The sequence below is a fragment of the Hymenobacter canadensis genome, assembly GCF_027359925.1.
Classification (GTDB): Bacteria; Bacteroidota; Bacteroidia; order Cytophagales; family Hymenobacteraceae; genus Hymenobacter; species Hymenobacter canadensis.
The window spans coordinates 3,785,586-3,802,410 of the sequence record NZ_CP114767.1; the positions used below are offsets into that span (position 1 = coordinate 3,785,586).

At 64.8% G+C, this 16,825-nt stretch carries 14 protein-coding genes; 4 read left to right on the plus strand and 10 right to left on the minus strand.

Translation table 11 applies throughout. The features are described 5' to 3' along the window. Window positions 1-12: 12 nt before the first annotated feature. Window positions 13-597: an RNA polymerase sigma factor gene (locus O3303_RS16255; RefSeq protein WP_269559433.1), complete on the minus strand. Its 585-nt coding sequence runs from the start codon at window positions 595-597 to the stop codon at window positions 13-15. A 132-nt stretch (window positions 598-729) separates the two neighbouring features. Here O3303_RS16255 and O3303_RS16260 point away from each other — a divergent pair, with 132 nt between their 5' ends. Beyond that, complete coding sequence (locus O3303_RS16260) at window positions 730-981, plus strand: hypothetical protein (protein ID WP_269559434.1); 252 nt, start codon at window positions 730-732, stop codon at window positions 979-981. Window positions 982-1,779: 798 nt separating this feature from the next. Here O3303_RS16260 and O3303_RS16265 read toward each other — a convergent pair. The 5 genes from O3303_RS16265 to O3303_RS16285 form a co-directional block, all read right to left on the minus strand. Then, window positions 1,780-3,558, minus strand: coding sequence for a hypothetical protein (locus O3303_RS16265; RefSeq protein ID WP_269559435.1), 1,779 nt, complete (start codon window positions 3,556-3,558; stop codon window positions 1,780-1,782). Next, window positions 3,555-5,804: a DUF4175 family protein gene (locus O3303_RS16270; RefSeq protein ID WP_269559436.1), complete on the minus strand. Its 2,250-nt coding sequence runs from the start codon at window positions 5,802-5,804 to the stop codon at window positions 3,555-3,557. The genes O3303_RS16265 and O3303_RS16270 overlap by 4 nt, the downstream gene beginning before the upstream one ends. Continuing rightward, a complete protein-coding gene (locus O3303_RS16275) occupies window positions 5,804-7,408 on the minus strand; it encodes a BatA domain-containing protein (RefSeq protein WP_269559437.1) in 1,605 nt (534 codons plus the stop codon). The genes O3303_RS16270 and O3303_RS16275 overlap by 1 nt, the downstream gene beginning before the upstream one ends. A gap of 63 nt (window positions 7,409-7,471) precedes the next feature. Next, window positions 7,472-8,347, minus strand: coding sequence for a DUF58 domain-containing protein (locus O3303_RS16280; protein ID WP_269559438.1), 876 nt, complete (start codon window positions 8,345-8,347; stop codon window positions 7,472-7,474). A 159-nt stretch (window positions 8,348-8,506) separates the two neighbouring features. Next, window positions 8,507-9,490: an AAA family ATPase gene (locus tag O3303_RS16285; protein WP_269559439.1), complete on the minus strand. Its 984-nt coding sequence runs from the start codon at window positions 9,488-9,490 to the stop codon at window positions 8,507-8,509. Window positions 9,491-9,681: 191 nt separating this feature from the next. On the opposite strand from O3303_RS16285, the gene O3303_RS16290 reads away from it, so the two are divergent. Further along, window positions 9,682-10,548: a hypothetical protein gene (locus tag O3303_RS16290; RefSeq protein WP_269559440.1), complete on the plus strand. Its 867-nt coding sequence runs from the start codon at window positions 9,682-9,684 to the stop codon at window positions 10,546-10,548. 4 nt (window positions 10,549-10,552) lie between these two features. Here the strand turns inward: O3303_RS16290 and O3303_RS16295 are convergent, their stop codons facing one another. Beyond that, window positions 10,553-11,176 (minus strand): DUF4159 domain-containing protein, encoded by a 624-nt coding sequence (locus O3303_RS16295; protein WP_269559441.1) that lies wholly within the window; start codon window positions 11,174-11,176, stop codon window positions 10,553-10,555. A gap of 215 nt (window positions 11,177-11,391) precedes the next feature. Here O3303_RS16295 and O3303_RS16300 point away from each other — a divergent pair, with 215 nt between their 5' ends. Then, a complete protein-coding gene (locus tag O3303_RS16300) occupies window positions 11,392-12,009 on the plus strand; it encodes a porin family protein (protein ID WP_269559442.1) in 618 nt (205 codons plus the stop codon). 73 nt (window positions 12,010-12,082) lie between these two features. Beyond that, window positions 12,083-12,748, plus strand: a complete 666-nt coding sequence (locus O3303_RS16305; RefSeq protein ID WP_269559443.1) for a porin family protein — start codon at window positions 12,083-12,085, stop codon at window positions 12,746-12,748. A gap of 97 nt (window positions 12,749-12,845) precedes the next feature. On the opposite strand, the gene O3303_RS16310 is transcribed toward O3303_RS16305, so the two are convergent. From O3303_RS16310 to O3303_RS16320, 3 genes are all read right to left on the minus strand, one after another. Then, window positions 12,846-13,511 carry a hypothetical protein gene (locus O3303_RS16310; RefSeq protein ID WP_269559444.1) on the minus strand — a complete coding sequence of 222 codons (666 nt, stop codon included), beginning with the start codon at window positions 13,509-13,511 and terminating at the stop codon, window positions 12,846-12,848. Window positions 13,512-13,625: 114 nt separating this feature from the next. Next, window positions 13,626-14,951 carry a TldD/PmbA family protein gene (locus tag O3303_RS16315; RefSeq protein ID WP_269559445.1) on the minus strand — a complete coding sequence of 442 codons (1,326 nt, stop codon included), beginning with the start codon at window positions 14,949-14,951 and terminating at the stop codon, window positions 13,626-13,628. A gap of 153 nt (window positions 14,952-15,104) precedes the next feature. Then, window positions 15,105-16,751 carry a TldD/PmbA family protein gene (locus tag O3303_RS16320; RefSeq protein WP_269559446.1) on the minus strand — a complete coding sequence of 549 codons (1,647 nt, stop codon included), beginning with the start codon at window positions 16,749-16,751 and terminating at the stop codon, window positions 15,105-15,107. Window positions 16,752-16,825 lie beyond the last annotated feature (74 nt).

Here is a 16,825-nt window from a genome sequence, read left to right on the forward strand (position 1 = left end):
GCTTCCTGGTGTTCATGTTTCACTTTCCTGGTACTGCGTGAAAAAGAGCTTTTTCAGCCGGACCAGGCACTTGTACTTTTGGTTTTTGGCATTGTCGGCGTTGGTGTAGCCGAAGTCTGCCGTGAGTTGCTGCATCGATTTATCGAGCAGGTAAAAGCCTTCCAGCAACGAGCGACAGGGTTCGCCGAGGCGTTCCATGGCCTCGTTCATGGTGGCAAAGCGCCGGTCCCGCTCCTCGGCTTCCTCCAAGTCGGCCTCGGCCCCTGTTTCCAGGAAAGGCTCGTGGTCGTCGAGGCGGGTGCCGAAGCGGGTTTTCTCGGCGAGGCGTTTCAGCCAGAGGCGGCGGCACACGGCGTAGAGGTAGGTTTTGATCTGGCAGCTCAGCTCCAGGGAGTTGTCGCGCACCTTCTCGTAAAACACCATTACGCCTTCCTGGTACACGTCCCGGGCGTCGTCTTCGGTGCCGCTGTTCTGCAGCACGTAGTGCGACACCATGGGCAGATGCAGCCGGTAGAGCTGCGCCAGGGCGCGGTCGTCGCCGTGGCGGATAGCCGCCACGAACTCGTCGTCAGTATAAGAAGCAGTGGCCTTCGCCATTCACTTTAGAAGTTAATACCCTGAATGCACTGGGGTAACCCCTTCCGGAAATAATTTTCGGGGGCGGGTTACCTTCCGGCTTATTCCGGATGAACGGGGTTTTCAGACAAATTTTTCAAACTTACCACAACGATGAACAACCTCCTGAAGGTATCCGCTCTGTTCTGCGCCGTAGCCCTGGCTTCGTGCGAATCCAAGCCTGCCACCACCGAAGCTACTACCACCACCGAAACCGGCACCGTAGAAACCACGGCTCCTGCCATGGACACCACGGCTATGGCTACGGACACGACGGCTATGGCTGCTCCGGCTACCACCGAGGTTCCGGCTACCACCACCGAGGCTTCGTCGACCACTACGACGACCACCACCGAGCAGAAGTAATTTATACGGATCTGACACCCGTCAGGCTCCTGCAGAAGCCCGGCTTCCTTCGTGGAAGCCGGGCTTCCTGCTTTTTGGGCCCATTAGCGGCGGTTACTGGGCGGCATTCACTGGAATGTTTCCGTTTTATCGGTGGATCCTTCCCAGCGAAGCCGCCGGGATGGTTGATATAGTTTTGGTATGACAGAAACAGAGCTTCTATGAATTCCCAAACAGCCGATAAAGTGCGTGGCTGGAAATAATCTAAAAATATTCAAGTATTTGATATTTAAAATGCAAGCTTTGCGCTTTGGCTTGCAGAGTTGTTGACGCTGCCACAGAGCTTACCTAATTTTACCGTTGCCGTGCCGCGCGCCTCATTCCGTATTGCTTCCCCAAACGTATTTCTGGGTGCCACTCCGAACTCAGAGCCGGTAAGCTCAGACGCGCCTACCACGCCAGCTGAGGAAGCTCCGGTAGCCAATTCCATATTCATGGTTGGCGATTATCTGGTGGGGGATGGGGAAGACGCCAAGCTGGGCGGCCATCCCGATATCCGCTATTAACTGTCTCGTCCCTCTGGCAAACCCAGGTTGCGGAGTGGCCGCGTAGCAGCCCCAGGGGTGTAGTGAGGCAGTTGATACTAGGAAAAAGCCGCAGAGCAGCGCCAGATTCGGCCGCAAATCCGTCGCCGCTCCGTGGCTTTTAGCACCCAATAAATATTCTGCTACCTGCCTGCCGCTGCTACTCTGCAACCTGGATTTGCCTGCATATTTTATTGGCATGAAGTAGCTGTCGAGCAGAAAGGATAACCGGGTTTTACAGCTTCTCCTCCAGCCACAGAAAGCCCGCCGCCAGTACAAACAGGGCCACAAACCAGCCGGCCGGCCATGCTACCTGCACCAGCGCCGCACCTGCAGCCTGTCTCGTCATAGACTGTGCCGACAGCACTGTCGCTCGGCGAAGCTGAGCTTCGGGCCCCTGCCAATCCTGCGCACCAAAGACGTATAGCCATTGCGCCGGCTGGCCTGGCCGCTCCAACTGCTGCCAACCAGCCCGGGCCGGCCAATAGGTAGCCGTGCTCCATTCCGGCAACAAGGCATCCTGGCGCAGCGCCAGCCGGGCCAGTGGCCCACCAGCGGCATCCGACACCAGCAGTGGCCGCTTAGGGGCTGCAGCTCCGGCCAGCTGCAACGCTACCGGCAGCCCAGCGCGGGGCCAGGGCTCCAGCGCCAGCCACTCGGTGGCGGCCGTTTCCGGGCGGGCGGCCGCAGACAGCAGCCGGCTCCAATAGGCGGCGTAAGTAGCCGTTTCGTTCTGCAGCAGCCACGGATACGTTTCCGGCAACACCGATACTACCACGGTGCCCACTCCCAGGCGCTGGGCCGCCACCACCGGCCGGGCCGGGCTGGCCGTGCCCACCAGCAGCCGGGCCGGGGTACTCAGCTGCAAAGTAGCCGGCACCAGAGCTTTGGCCGCCGGCCACGCAAGGCGCTGCGGTCGGTCGGCGGCGGGCTGGGGCAGTACCCGTATGGTAGTGGTACCGCCCAGGCTGCGCAGGGGCGTAGCGGGTTCGGCCAGTACTATCAGGCCCAAGCCCGCCGTGCGCTGGGCCGTGCGCAGGGCCTGGGTTTCAGCCCCGGCAAGGCTGCCAAGCGCCGCGGCGTCGGCCACTACCACGTCGTAGCGGGCCAGCAGCGCCGGCGTCAGGCGGCTGAGGTCGGTAGCGGGCTGGTTGCTGAACTCGGTTTGGGTGAGGCCGCGGCTGATGCCGGTGCGCCAGGCCACGGCGTGCTGCCGCGCGGCCAGGTGGTTGCGCAGGAACTTCAGCTCAAACGAAGGCGTGGCCGCCAGCAGCAGCACCCGCAGCGGGCGGGTGGGCAGCACCTCGGCGGGTATCGGCTCGGCGGCCAGCGGGCGGCGCCGTGGCCCGGCTGAAACCGTGGCTACCAACCGGCCGGCGGCTTTGGGCGTGTAGCGCAGTTGAAACCTGCCACTGCCGCCTGGGAGCCGCACAGAGTCGTGGGTGGCGCCGACGGCCTGCAGCCGCACCCACACCGGGCCGCTGACGGTGCCGCGGTAGCGGCCTTCCACCACCAGCGGCTGGCCCAGCTCCAAACGTCGGTTCCAGGCAGCGGCCTGAAAGCCAACTTTCGCGGGCGGTGTGTGCCAAAGCAGTCGAATGGAATCCAGCTCCGGCACTACGGCGGCAGGTAGCCCGGCGCCCAGCAGGTGAAGGTAGCGCAGATCCGGTAGTTGCTCCGGCACTGCACCCAGCCGCGCTACGGCCACCGTGCCGACGGGCCGGGCCGCGCCAGAATCAGGGGCGTAGAACCAGACGCGGGTGGCTGGCCCCAGGCGGCGCAGCAGGGTCCGTAGCGTGTCGGGCTGGTAGCCAGTAGTGAGCAGAATGGCTTCGGAACGCGCCACCGATACCGAGTGCCGGGGCGGGAAGGCCAGCAGCCAGAGTGCCGCCACGGCCACTATACCGGCCAGCACGCGGGCCAGCCGGCGGCGCGTATCGGGGCGGTAGAAAGCGGCCAGAGCTATGCCCAGGCCTGCCAGCAGGCAGGCGCTCAACAAAACGTAAAACATCATAGCGCTTGCAGGTAGCGTTGGCCCAGGCGGTCGGGGCGGGGCGAGCGGGTAGGGGCGGCCGGTGGCGCCGGGAGCAGGGCGGCCAGGGCTTTTTCGGCGGGCGCGAAGCAGGGGGCGCAGGTGGGGCGGGTGGCGCGGGCATCGGCGGCCAGCTGGCGCAGGGCCCGCACGGCGGCCAGGTAGGCGCCGGGGCGCTGCAGCGCGGCCTGGGCTACGGCCTGCCCGGCGCGGTCCAGCAGCACGGCGTCGGCGGGGGTGGCGGGCTGGCCGGCGCGCAGGGCCGCAAGCAGGCGCACCGCCGCCCTGATTTCGGGCTGGGTGGCCGGGGCCGGCAGCTGCCGGGTGCGGCGGGGCGCGGCGGCGTTGCCCAGCTCGCCGGACAGGCGCAGGGTGGCTTCGGGAAGGGCGGGCGGGTTGTAGCCGGCGTTGCGCACGTAGGCGCGGGTTTGCTGCTGCACCTGCTTGAGCAGGCGCAGGGCGCGGTACTCGTAGGGCAGGGCCTCGGCGGGCTTGGCCAGCCGCAGCCGCAGCTCGGCCTCCCACATCTGGCTGAGTACCCCGCGCAACTTGGCCTTCACTTCGGGTTCCAGAAAGTCGGCGGTTTCAGAGTCGTCGTGCTTGTGGACGTAGGCGTCCATGAGGGCCGCGGCGCCGCTGGCGGCACTGGCCTCGCCCGCCGGCGAGTGGTCGGCGTGGCCGTGGTCGTCGTGCTCGGCGGGGTTTTCGGTGGCGTGGTCGGCTTCGCCGTCTTTATGGTCTTCGTCGTCTTTATCGGAAGCGGACGGGCCGGCGGTTTCGCCGATGCTGCCCTCGAACTCTTCGCCCAGAAACTTGCCGTAGCGCAGGCGCAGCACTTTCTGGTCGAAGCCCAGGTTGTTGCCGCGCTCCGCGAAGTCGGTAGCCGTCAGCTTGGGCTTTTCGGCCAGTAGCTTTTCGGTGTCGATGATGATCTGGCGCTGGCTGCGGAAGTAGGCCGGCACCACGTTCACGCTGAGGGAAATATCGGTGAGGCCGTCCTGCACGGTGGTGTCTTCCCACTGCACGAGGTAGGTATCGGATCGGGTGAGCTGGCGGGCATTGTCGCGGGTCTGGACGTAGAAGTACACTTCGTCGCCGTAGGTGAGGCCCAGCGCCGGCAGGTTCAGCACCGAGGCCAGCGTGGCCTGCCGGGGCTGCCCGCGCAAAGCGGCGCTGAGGTTGGTTACTACCTCCTTGAACTTCACCGCCTCGCCCTGGCCCTGGGCCACGGTGGCTACCAGCCGGGCCTCACTCAGGCCGTAGTCGTCGCGCAGGGCCACGCGCACTGCCACTTGGGGGCGCTGGCCGAACTCGATGAGGGTGTAGGGCTTGGGCGTCTGGAGCTGCAGGGTGGGGGGGCGGTCGGGCTGCACGTCGAGGGCGTACTCTTCGGAGTTTTGCCCCGCGAAGCGCAGGTGATACAGCCCCGACGTCGTGGCCGGCAACTCCACCACAAACTGGGTAGGCTGGCCCGCCACGGCCCGAAACGGCCGCCGCAGCCGGCCCATTTCCAGCACGGGCGGCGCGCTGCCGGCCGCACTCACCTGCACTGTCCAGCGCACTCGCGAGCCGGCCGGGCAGCTGAAGCTTAGGCCGGTGGGAGCGTAGGCGGCGCGGCGCGTATAGGCCGGCGGCTGCACCCAGATGCGGGTGCCCAGCAGCCGGGGCAGCGCCGGTTGGTCCGGTTTAGCGGCGGCCGCTTTTGCTGCCGGAAAGCGCACGGCCAGCAGCGAGGCTGATTTAGGTTGTGGGGCATGATAGAGCCAGCTGCCGGCGGCCAGCACCAGCAGCGCCCCCACGCCGCCCACTACCGGCTTCCAGGAAAACGGCAGCAGCTGCGGCTGGGCTTGCTGCAGCCCCATCAGCCGCTCATTGATGCGCTGCTGCTGCAGTTGCTCCAGCAGGTTCAATGGCCGCGTCGGATCAGAAGGCAATAGGAGGCCGGTGCTGTCTTCCAGTGCCGGATATAGGCGGTCGAGGCGGCGCGCCAGGGCCGGCAGTCGGGGCTGGTGCAGGCGGTAGAGCAGCAGCGTCACTACGACCAGTAGCGCCACCATTAAGCCGATTAGCACCGGTGTAGCGGCCGGCCAGTGCCGAATCCAGGCCCACCCGGCCAGACCGGCCGCCGCCGTCAGCAGCAGCACGGCCACACTGGCGCGGCGGGCCTGGCGGCGGGCAATGCCGTGCAGCAGCGCCGGGCCGGAAAACGTATCGGTGGTAGTGGGCATCAGGTGGCAGAAGATGAAAGCGAAATAGCCGCCCGGCGGTAGGCCAGGCCTCTTTCCAGGGCAAACAGCAGCAGCGCCGCCAGCACCACCCAGGCCCGCACATCCACCAGCAACGGCGGTGGCAGCTGCAATTTGCCCTGGGCGGGGAGGCGACTAACCGGCTGCCACGGCTCCGCGCCCAGCTGCCGGGCATCCAGCTGGCGGCGCTCGGCGAGGGCGGGCCGGGCGGCGAACAGCGGCGCGTCAGTGGACTCGGTGCGGAGCAGGTGCAGCAGCAGGGTGGGCAGGGCGGCGGTTTCGGGCAGGCTGGTCCAGGCGGGCTGCAGGCGGGTGCGCAGCAGGTAGCGGCTGCCGCGGCCGGCTGCTTCTCGCAGTAGCACCGGCTGGCCGGTGCCCGTCTGCCAGATTACAGTCTGGTTGGTCGGGGTGCGACTGGTGTCTAGCTGTAGCACGTCCACAGGGGCGGCGGCATCGGGCAGTAGGCCGGCGAGGTGAAGGCGGGTGGCGACGGACGCACCAGCGGCGGCGGTTTCCTGCCAGAGGTGGCCGCCCTGCCGCGCCCGTGCCAGCCATGCGGCCGGAACCGGCTGGTCACTCAGCCAGAACAGCCAGTCAGGTGAGGTGGATAGGTCGGCGGCAGGCGTCATGGTGCGGATTTCCAGCGGCCGGGCTAAACCTGGAGCCACGGCCTGCAGCGCGGCGCGCAGGTAGCGGGCGGCGGCGGCGTGGCGGCCATCCGCGTACAGCACTACCCGCAGCGGCTCGGTTTGTACCGGCACGGCGGGCTGGCCGGCCTGCTGCAGTCTGGCCGGGCTACCGGCCTGGTAGCGTAGCCCGGGCAGGCCGGCTACCGCCAGCGACCCGCTGCTGCGCGGCCGGGCTAGGCGCACCATCCGGAATGTGGTACCTTCCTCCTGACTGCTGCCCACCAGCAGGCGCAGTGAATCGGTGGAAAGCTGCCCGGCCTGCGCCAGCCAGATGCTGGAGTCAGGCAGGGGTACGGTTTGCCAGGTGATGCGCGCCGGCAGGGCGGGGCGGGCGCCGCGGAAGTGCGGTAGCGCCGCGCCGCTCAGCACCCGCAGCGGCCGGCCCGGAAACGAGTCGGCGGCTTGGCGGGCGCGCAGCCAGTAATCATCGGGTAGGCCGCCGGCCGTCGGCCGAAGCAGCGCCAGCGAATCGGGCTGCTGCCAGGCGGTGGCGGAAATCGGGCGGAAGTTGGGCGCGAACTGCCGCAGCTCATAGCCGCGGCGGCGCAAGGAGTCGAGGGTGGGGCGCAAGCCGGGCAGCACCGCGGGGTGTAGTACTTCCGGCGCCAGCAGCACCAGGCCCCGCACCGGGCGGGCCGGGCGCTGTCGCTGCCATTGCGGCCCGGCTAGGGCCAGCGCCACCAGCCCCACAATGGCGGCGCGCAGCAGCAACAGCGCCAGCTGTTCCAGCCGCAGGTTGCGTAGGCGGCGGTTGGCGGCCGCCTGCAGCCAGCGCACACTGCCCACCTGCACCGTGCGCCCCGGCCGTCGGTTCCACAAATGAATAGCCACCGGAACCGCCAGCGCCAGCAGCGCCAGCCATCCGGCAGCAGCATCAGAGAGAAGAAGGTTGGGCAAAACGAACGGCAGGTGAAGTGGCGGAAGAAAGGTCGGGAATTGGGGTGGCAGGCTGCTTGTTGGCTACCCCATAGCGTCGCGGCGGCGCAGAAACTCGCGCAGGGCCTGGGTGAGCGGTTCGGCGGTGCTGAGCTGGTGGTAGTCGAAGCCGTGGCGGCGGGCCTGCTGGGCAGTGGCGCGCAGCCACTCCTGCAGCTGTGGCTGCCAGGTGGCGCGCTGCTGGTCGGCGTTGAGCTGCAGGCGCTGGCCGGTTTCCAGGTCCTCGAACGTCACGGAGCCGCGGAAGCTGAAATTCAGCTCGTTGCCAGCCATCAGGTGCAGCAGCAGCACCTCACCGGAGGCGGCGCGCAGCCGCGTGAGCAGGCGCTCCATTTCGGCGTCCTGCTCATACATATCGGTGGCGCATACCACCAGGGCGCGCTGGCGGCGGGCTGTGAGGGGCGCTAGGGTTTCCTGGGTTGGAAAGCTGCCGGCCGCTTCGGCGGTTTCGAGGGCGTGGTAGAGGCGCGGCAGCTGGCGGGCGTCGGCGCGGGGCGGCAGGTGGCGCAGGCCGGCCGGGTGCAGAATCGTGAGCCCCACGGCGTCGCCCTGCTGCTGGGCCAGGTAGGCCAGCGCGCCCAGCAGCAGCCGGGCGTAGTCGAGCTTGGTGAGTCCGTTGTCGTCGGGGTGATTCATGCTGGCGGTGGCGTCCAGCACGAGGTGCACGGTCAGACTGGTGTCCACGTCCGACTCGCGCAGGTAGTACCTATCGGAGCGGGCGGCCAGGCGCCAGTCGAGGCGGCGCAGGTCGTCGCCGGGCTGGTAGGGGCGGTACTGGCTGAACTCCATGCCCGCCCCCTTGCGCCGGCTCAGGTGGGCGCCGTGCAGAAAGCCCTCGGCCGCCCGCTTGGCCGCCAGCGGCAGGTTGTGTAAGGCGTGAAGGAGTTCGGGGGAAAGCATGTGGTTGGTTTCAATGAGTGAACGTCATGCTGAGCTTGCCGAAGCATCTCTACCGCTTCGTTGGATTACTGCTGTAACGAAGCGCTAGAGCTGCTTCGGCTACGCTCCGCTTCGCTCAGCATGACGGGCTATTGGGCCTGCCTATTTCTTCCCTAAGCCCTAAACCGCCACCGCCTTCAGCAGTGCCACCACGGCATCATCCGAGGTCAGGTTTTCGGCTTCGGCGTTGAAGTTGAGCAGCACGCGGTGGCGCAGCACGGCCGGGGCCAGCGCCCGGATATCGTCGAGGGTGGCGGCGAAGCGACCCTGCAGCAGGGCGCGGGCCTTGGCACATAGAATGAGCGCCTGCCCGGCGCGCGGGCCAGCGCCCCAGCGGCCGTAGTCCTGAATGAACTTCACCTCCGACGTGGCCGGGCGCGTGGCCCGCACCAGCCGGTTCACGAAGCTCAGCAGCTCCGGGCTGAAACTCACCTGCCGCACCAGCTGCTGCAGCTGCCGCACGTCCTCGCCCGCCAGCACCGACTTCACCTCGGGGCGCGCCGTGCCGGTGGTGCCGCTCAGCACCGCCAGCTCCTCCTGCTCGGTGGGGTAGCCGATGCGGATGTAGAGCAGAAACCGGTCGAGCTGGGCCTCGGGCAGCGGGTAGGTGCCGCTTTGCTCGATGGGGTTCTGGGTGGCCAGCAGAAAGAACGGCTTAGGCAGCGCGTGCTCCTGGCCGGCGTACGTGACGTGGCCTTCCTGCATGGCCTCCAGCAGCGCCGCCTGCGTCTTGGGCGGCGTCCGGTTGATTTCGTCGGCCAGCACCAGGCTGGCGAAAATGGGGCCTTCGTTGAACTTGAACGAGCGGTGGCCGGTGCCGTGGTCTTCCTCCAGAATCTCGGTGCCGAGAATGTCGGTCGGCATCAGGTCGGGCGTGAACTGGATGCGGCGGAAGGGCAGGTCGGTGGCCTGGGCCAGGGTGCGCACGAGCAGGGTTTTGGCTAGGCCAGGCACGCCTTCCAGCAGGGCGTGGCCGCCAGCCAGCAGCGCCACCAGCACCTCATCCAGCACGGCCTCCTGGCCCACAATCACCTTGGCAATTTCTTGGCGCAGTGGCGGCAGCTTCGCCAGCAGGGCATGAACGGCAGTTTCAGTTGAAATCACAGAGAAAAACAGAAGGTAGAGGAAGGCTTATAAAGTCTGATGCAAGGTTGGCTTTTCGGCTCCCAAGCGGCCACAGAGCAGGAAGCGGATGGAAAGGTAAAGTCGGAGGAATGGCCCGAATGGTTTGCCCACTGGCTACCCTTCGCGCACTTTTGATTCATCCTTATCCACCTCGCCATTTTCACAGTATTATGAACACGATTCCTACTTTCCGGCAGTTCTTCTATAAACGCGCTTTACTGCTGCTGGCTGCATCGGGCGTGGCCTTTACGGCCGCGGCGCAGCACCAGTACCTGGAAACGGCCAACCCGAGCGCCATCAGCGCACACCAGCTACGCCAGCTGCTGGTAGGCTCGGCCGACGGTGTTGACCTGACGGCCAGTGTGCTCGCCAGCAACGACTCCACCCGTGCAACGTCGCCAAGATACGAGCAGTCGGCAGATGCCCCTGTCCGGCCCGCCCACACAAGCACCCTGGCTCCGGTAGCCAACCCCACCGCCGCGGGCCGCAACGTGCTGCGCGTGGATCTGGCCAATATGGTGTTCGAAAACGCGGTCAATTTCGAGCTGCTTCAATCGAAGCCCTGGGCGCTGCCCTTGTTGCTCAGCTACGAGCGGCAGCTGGGCAAACGCACCAGCGTGGGCCTGGAGGCGCTGCTGAACGGTGGCAACTCCGAGCAGCGCCGGGGTGGCGGCGGGCTGCAGCTGCGCTACTACGCCGTGCCCAGCCGTCGGGTGTCGCCGCTGGCGGGCTTCTATGTGGCCCCCACGGTGTCGTACCGCAAGATTGGCTTCCAGGATGAGCGTATTCTGGCGGGCAAGCCCTACGCCACGGTGCGCGCCGCTGGGGCCGGTGTGTACGGCGGCTGGCAGGCTGGCACTCGCCCCAACGCTCACGGCCGGCGCCTGATTCTGGACGTAGCCGTGGGGGCCATGCACTGGATGCCCACCAGCACCACCTTCAATGGCGAGGCCGCCATGCCCAACACCTACGAATACCGTTGGACTCGCGCCCGCACCGCGCTGGATGCCCGCATTGGGCTGGGCGTGCAGTTCTAAGCCGCTACGCCGTAAGGGCATACAGCAGAATGTTCACCCCGAACTTGGTGTTGTCTTCGGCCAGGAAGCGCTTGTTGCGGAAGTCGTAGTCCCACTCGCAGCCGTAGTCTTTGTTGGAGTAGAGCACGCCCAGCCGGCCGTTGATTTCGATGCCTTTCAGGTAGTCGTGCACCAGGTCGTCGCCCCAGCCGTTGAGCTCGAAGGAGGTGGGCGGCGGACCCTCCGGGAACTGGAAAAACTGCGAGTAGATGGCGTGGGTTTTGGGGATTTTCTTCAGCGCCCCGGCTCCGAAACACTGCCGCATCTGCTCCTCAAAGCTGCGGGCAAAAAGCCCGTCGATGTCGTGGTTGCAGTCATCCACGAACACGAAGCCGCCGTTGCGCACGTACTGGGTGAAGTTCTTTTTCTCCGCGGCCGAGAACTGCACCAGCCGGTGCCCCGACAGATAGCAGAACGGGTAGCGAAATAGCTCCGCCGAGTCGAGGGCCACTACTTTTTCCTTTTGCACCACCGGTACTTCGGTGTACTGAATCAGGGAGTGGAGCAGGTTGGTGGGCATCCGCTCGTCCACGCCGTTCCAGTCGCCGGAGCGGTATTGCAGGCGCACAAAGGTGAAGGGAGCGGGCATTTATTGGGGGTGATGAGGTGATGAGGTGAAGGGTGACAGGTTTTTCGGCTGACAACAGCTACAGACGCGGCAGCGGCCGGAAGGTGGCTTCGGCGGCAAAATACGGCTGGTGCGGCGCCGGAATGCTTTGCTGCGGAAAGTTATGCGCCCGGCACGTAGGCCTGGGGCACGCAATTTGCGTTAAAGGCTTCTGCACCAATAATCTGACCTGCGCTATGAAAACATACTCCTTATTGCTCCTGCTCTCACTGCTGGCTGTCGCTACCACGGCCCAGGCCCAAATCGGTATCAAAGCCGGCGTCAACGGGGCCATCCTCGATGGCGAGAACATTGGCCTGGACACGCGCTACAAAACCAGCTACCACGTAGGCGTGTTTGCGCGCATTCCGGTGCTGGGGCCGCTGTCCATTCAGCCCGAGGTGCTGTACTCGCTGCAGGGCTCTGAGTTCCGCTCCACGCTGGCCAACTACGACACCAAACTGCACTACCTCAACGTGCCTATCCTGGCCCACATAAAAGTTGGGCCGGTGTACGTGGAGGGCGGCCCACAATTTGGTCTGCTGCTGGGGGCTCGTGAAGATGGTACGCTGCGCATCAGCGCCGCTGACGGGTACGGCCCCGTAGAACGCGACGCCGCCAACAACTACAAGAAAACCGATTTCAGCCTGGCTGCCGGGGCCGGCCTGGAGCTGGGGCCGTTCATCGTGGGGGCCCGCTACACGGCCGGCCTCAACGACGTAAATGACGTGGCCGACCTGAATGGCGCCAACGACCCGCGCCTGAAAAACCGCGTCATTCAGGTGTCGGTGGGCCTGAAGTTCGGCGGAGATTAAGCCCCGGATGAGGGGGTAGGAGAAGGAGACGAAAAGGCGGTTATTTGCGCATATTTTCATCTTCTTCCCTTTTATGAAATTACCTCTATTATCGGCGGCTTTGCTGCTGGCGGCCACCGGCAGCAGCCTGGGCCAGACCACCGGGACCCAATTTGGCCTGCAGGCCGGCGTCACGCAGTCCGTCCTCGACGGCACCATCAACAACAACGCGCAGTTCAAGACGGGCTACGTGCTGGGTGGCTTCGTGCGGTTCCGGCCCAGTGCCCGCGTGGCGTTTCAGCCCGAGCTCAACCTTGCCCGGCAGGGCTCCCGCAACGAGCAGCAGGTGGGCTACGGCACCATCCTGCGCAATAGCACGCACCTGACGTATCTGAACGTGCCCCTGCTGCTGAAAGTGTACCTCGGCAACGTGGTGAACCTGCAGGCTGGCCCGCAGCTGGGTTTGCTGGTTAGCGGCCGTGAGAAAGGCCAGGTGGGCTACATTTCCAGCAGCAACGGCAGCGGCTACGTGGAAGGCGACGAAGACGTGAAAGCTGACTACAAAAGCGACGTAGCAGTGTGCTTTGGCCTCGGCGCCGACCTCAAAAACGGCCTCTCCGTTGCCGCCCGCCTCAACTACGGCGTCACCGACATCGAAAACAACGACTTCCGAAAAGCTTTCCGCGAAGCGTACGATTTTGGCGGCCTGCACAACCGCACCCTGCAGTTTACGGTTGGCTACGCCTTCGGGTCGAAGTAAGCGCCTGGTACCCGCGCAACTGATAAGGCCCCGCCGGAAGGATCCGGCGGGGCCTTATCAGTTGCGCGGCAGCTGAAATACGGGCCTGCCGTGGCGGCTAGCGGGCGCTGGCGCCCGCCTGCTGGTTGTACTCGCCGATGATGCGCACCATGTCCTGGTACTGGTAGCCGTCGGCTTTGCCTTTGACTTTGGCGGCCAGCGCAGGCTGCGCGCTCAGGTACTGGCTGATCTGCTCCTCGAATTTGCCGCGCTTCACTTCCACCACCTCGCCGCCGCGGCGCAGGTACCAGTGGTTTTTGGTGTACGGAATGCCCACAATAGGTATCAGAACTGCGCCTGGTATCGGGATGGGGAGCGGCACCGATTTGGCTTCGGCGAAATTGAACAGCTCCACCGGGCCATCCACGAGGCGGGCCGCCAACAGGTGCAGGCTTTTACCGTTCAGAGCCAGCGTTTCGGAGTATTGGCCGCGCACCGTCATGGTCCGGATTTTATCGACGCTGATGAAGTGCGGTTTCGGAAATGGCCGCACTTCCGGGTGCGAGTAGTAGTAAGAAATGGTTTTCTCGAACCCATTTACGCTGATGGGAAAATAGGCTTTCACCAGCTTTCCGTCCGGCGTCACAACTTCGCCCGGGGCGTACTCACTTTTGCTGCTGGTTTCGGCAGAGCGTGTAGTGTCGGCGGGGGCGGTAGAGGGGCTCTGCTGGGCGTAGGAGGCGGTGGTGAGCAGCAGCAGGAAGCCGGGTAGCAATGCTTTCATCAGGCGAGGTAAATCGAGTAATACGCTATAAAAAACGGCCTCTCGGTGCTGCTAAGCAACACAAAGAGGCCGAAAATACAAAGTAGCCGTCAGGTCTGACATATCGGCATCACCCTACACCGCGTCCGACAAGCTGGTGAAGGTGAAGTCGCGGATTTTCAGTGGGGGCACCATGTTGCCGCCCAGCCGCTGGGGCTTCCCGATGGCCTCGATGTTGTTGAGCATAATCACCGGGCTTTCGTTGAAGCGCATGTTTTTGATGGGGTGCTTGATCTTGCCGTTCTCGATGTAGAACGTACCGTCGCGCGTCAGGCCCGTAACGAGCAGCGTCTGCGGGTCCACGTCGCGGATGTACCACAGGCGCGTGACGAGGATGCCTTTGGCGGTGCCTTTGATGAGGTCTTCTACGCTTTGGGTGCCGCCTTCCATCACGAAGCCGCTCGGGAAAGCCGTGGCCTGCTTCTTGTTTTTCTCGGCCCAGAAGCGCGAGTAAAACAGGTTTTTTACCACGCCTTTTTCCACCCAGTTCATGCGCTTCACGGGCAGTCCGTCGCCGTCGAACACGCGGCCGGGGGCGGTGGCGTTCAGCGGGTCGGAGTAGATGGTAATGCGCGGGTCGAACATCTTTTCACCCAGCTTATTGCCGCCCCCCTTTTTGCTCAGAAACGAGCGACCCTCATCGGCCTCACGGGCGCCCAGCGCGTAAATCAGGCGGTTCAGCATACCCTCATCCGACACCAGCGCGGCTGGCTCCAGAATCACGGTGTACTTGCCCGGCTCAATGGCCTTGGCATTCACCGAGCCCGAGGCCTTGTCGGCGGCGCGCTTGGTGAGGGCCTTGGCGTCGAACTTGGTCACATCGGTGTAGTCGGCCACGGCGTAGCCCGAGCCGGTGCCGTCGGGCGTGCGCACCGTCACCGAGAAGTCGAGGTTGGTGAGCTGCTGGTAGCCTTCGAGGCCCTTGTTGTTGCGGATAGCCGTGAAGCTGGGGCCGTCTTCGAGGTAGCCGGCAGCCGTGAGCTTACGGCCTTCGCAGAGCGCAATGCTGTCCTGCGCTACCTGGGCGCGGAAGTCGGGCGTGATGCCGGCGGTGCTGGCGGCGTAGGTGGTGGGCGTCAGGTACTGCTGCGCCCCCAGCATGGGCATGTACTCGGGGTCTTCGGGGGCGAGGCGCGCAATTTCCTCGGCCCGCTGCACGCAGCGGCGCAGGGTGGCGTCGTCGAACTGATTGCAGGTGGCCACGCCGCTGCGCTTGCCGAAGCGCGCCTCCACAGCCAGGCTCACGTTGCTCGACGAGCCGGCCGTGCTGACGTTGTTGCGGGCGTAGCGGATGTTGCCGGTGGTGCGCCCATCAAGCTGGGCCGCGCACTCATCGGCGGTGGAAAAGCCAAGCACCTTTTTCAGGATGGCCTGGGCTTCGTCTTGGGAAAGAATTGCCATGTGGGTTGATGTCGTTTGGATGGGATGGTATGCTGCCAACAGAACGTCATTCCGAGCTTGCCGAGGAATCTCGCGTGCTGACGTTGTGATGGTAATTACCACACTAGCGAGATTCCTCGGCAAGCTCGGAATGACGTTCTGTTGGCAGCTCCACTAGATTTTCCGGGCCGTGTTGATGACGTTGACGCCGTTGAAGCGGGTGGTGCTGGAGCCGTGGCTCACGGCCGACACCTGCGAGGGCTGGCCCTTGCCGTCGAAGAAGGTGCCCAGGAAACGGTAGTCGGAGGCGTCGCAGGAGCCGGCGCAGGAGTTCCAGAACTCCTGGGTGTTGGCTTGGTAAGCCACATCTTCGAGCATACCCGTGATTTTGCCTTTCTCGATGGCGTAAAACACCTTGCCGCCGAACTGGAAGTTATAGCGCTGCTGGTCGATGGAGTAGGAACCCTCGCCGGCAATGTAGATGCCCTTGTCCACCTTACTGATCATCTCGTCCACGCTCAGCTTTTCGGTGCCGGGGCGGAGGCTCACGTTGGGCATGCGCTGAAACTGCACGCTGCTCCAGGAGTCGGCGTAGCAGCAGCCGTCGGACTCGGTCTGGCCCACGATGGCCGCTTGGTCGCGGATCTTTTGGTAGTTCACCAGCTTGCCTTCTTTGATCAAATCCCACTCCTTGGTCTTCACGCCTTCGTCATCATAGCCCACGGCGCCGAGGCTGCCCGGCTGCAGCTTGTCGGCTACGATATTGACCTGCTTGGAGCCGTACGGCAGGTTCTTGGCTTTCCACTCCAGCGTGGCGAAGGAGGTGCCGGCGTAGTTGGCCTCGTAGCCCAGCACGCGGTCCAGCTCCAACGGGTGTCCCACACTTTCGTGAATCGTGAGGCCCAGGTGCGAGGGGTCGAGCACGAGGTCGTATTTGCCCGGTGTTACTGATTTGCAGGTGAGCTTTTCCTTGGCCTGCTTGGCGGCCAGGGTGGCATCTTCCAGCATGTCGTAGCGCTGCTTGTAGCCGATGACGCTGGTGCCCTGGGGGCCGGCCATCTTGTCGGCGGCCCGTGGGGTCAGGTACTCGTAGCCCAAACCCATCGGCGAGGCCATAGCGCCGCGTGAGCGGAACTTGCCGGTGGTGCGGTCCACCACCGTCACGTCGAACGTGGGCCAGATGCGGTGGATATCCTGGTCGATGTAAGAGCCGTCGGTGCTGGCGAAATACTTCTGCTCGTTCACCTGAAACAGGGCCGAGTTGACGTAGCTGGCGCCGTTGCTAAGGGCGGCGCCGTTGGCGGCCAGCAGCAGGTCCACTTTCTCTTTCACGGGCACCTCGGCGAAGTTGCGCTCAATGGGCGTCTTCCAGCTCACCTCGCCAAAGCCGCGCTGTGGGGCCAGCTGTACGGGCTGCTTCTGCACTTTCTGGTTGGCTTTGGCAATGGCCACGGCCGTGCGGGCGGCTTCGGCCAGGCCGGCCTCGGTCACGGTGTTGGTGGAGGCAAAACCCCAGGCCCCGTTCACCAGCGCCCGCACACCCGCTCCGAAGCTCTCGGTGCTCACGATGTTCTGCACCTGCTTTTCGCGCGTGAAAACGTACTGGTTGAGGTAGCGCCCGATGCGTACGTCGGTGTAGCTGGCGCCGGCGGCTTTGGCGGCGTTGAGGGCCGCATCGGCCAGCCGCTTTTTCAGGGCCGGGTCGATGACGTCGAGCAGCTGCTCAGGCTCGACGAAGATACCGCCCATGCCCGGCAGGCTGGGGAGCAGCAGACCGCCGGCCGCCAGGCCGGTGAGTCCCACAAAATCACGTCTTTTCAAAGTGCGGAAAGGTTAGGGGGAGAAGGAATACACACGTCAGGCAATAGATGCGGCAACCGGGAGCAGGGTTGTTT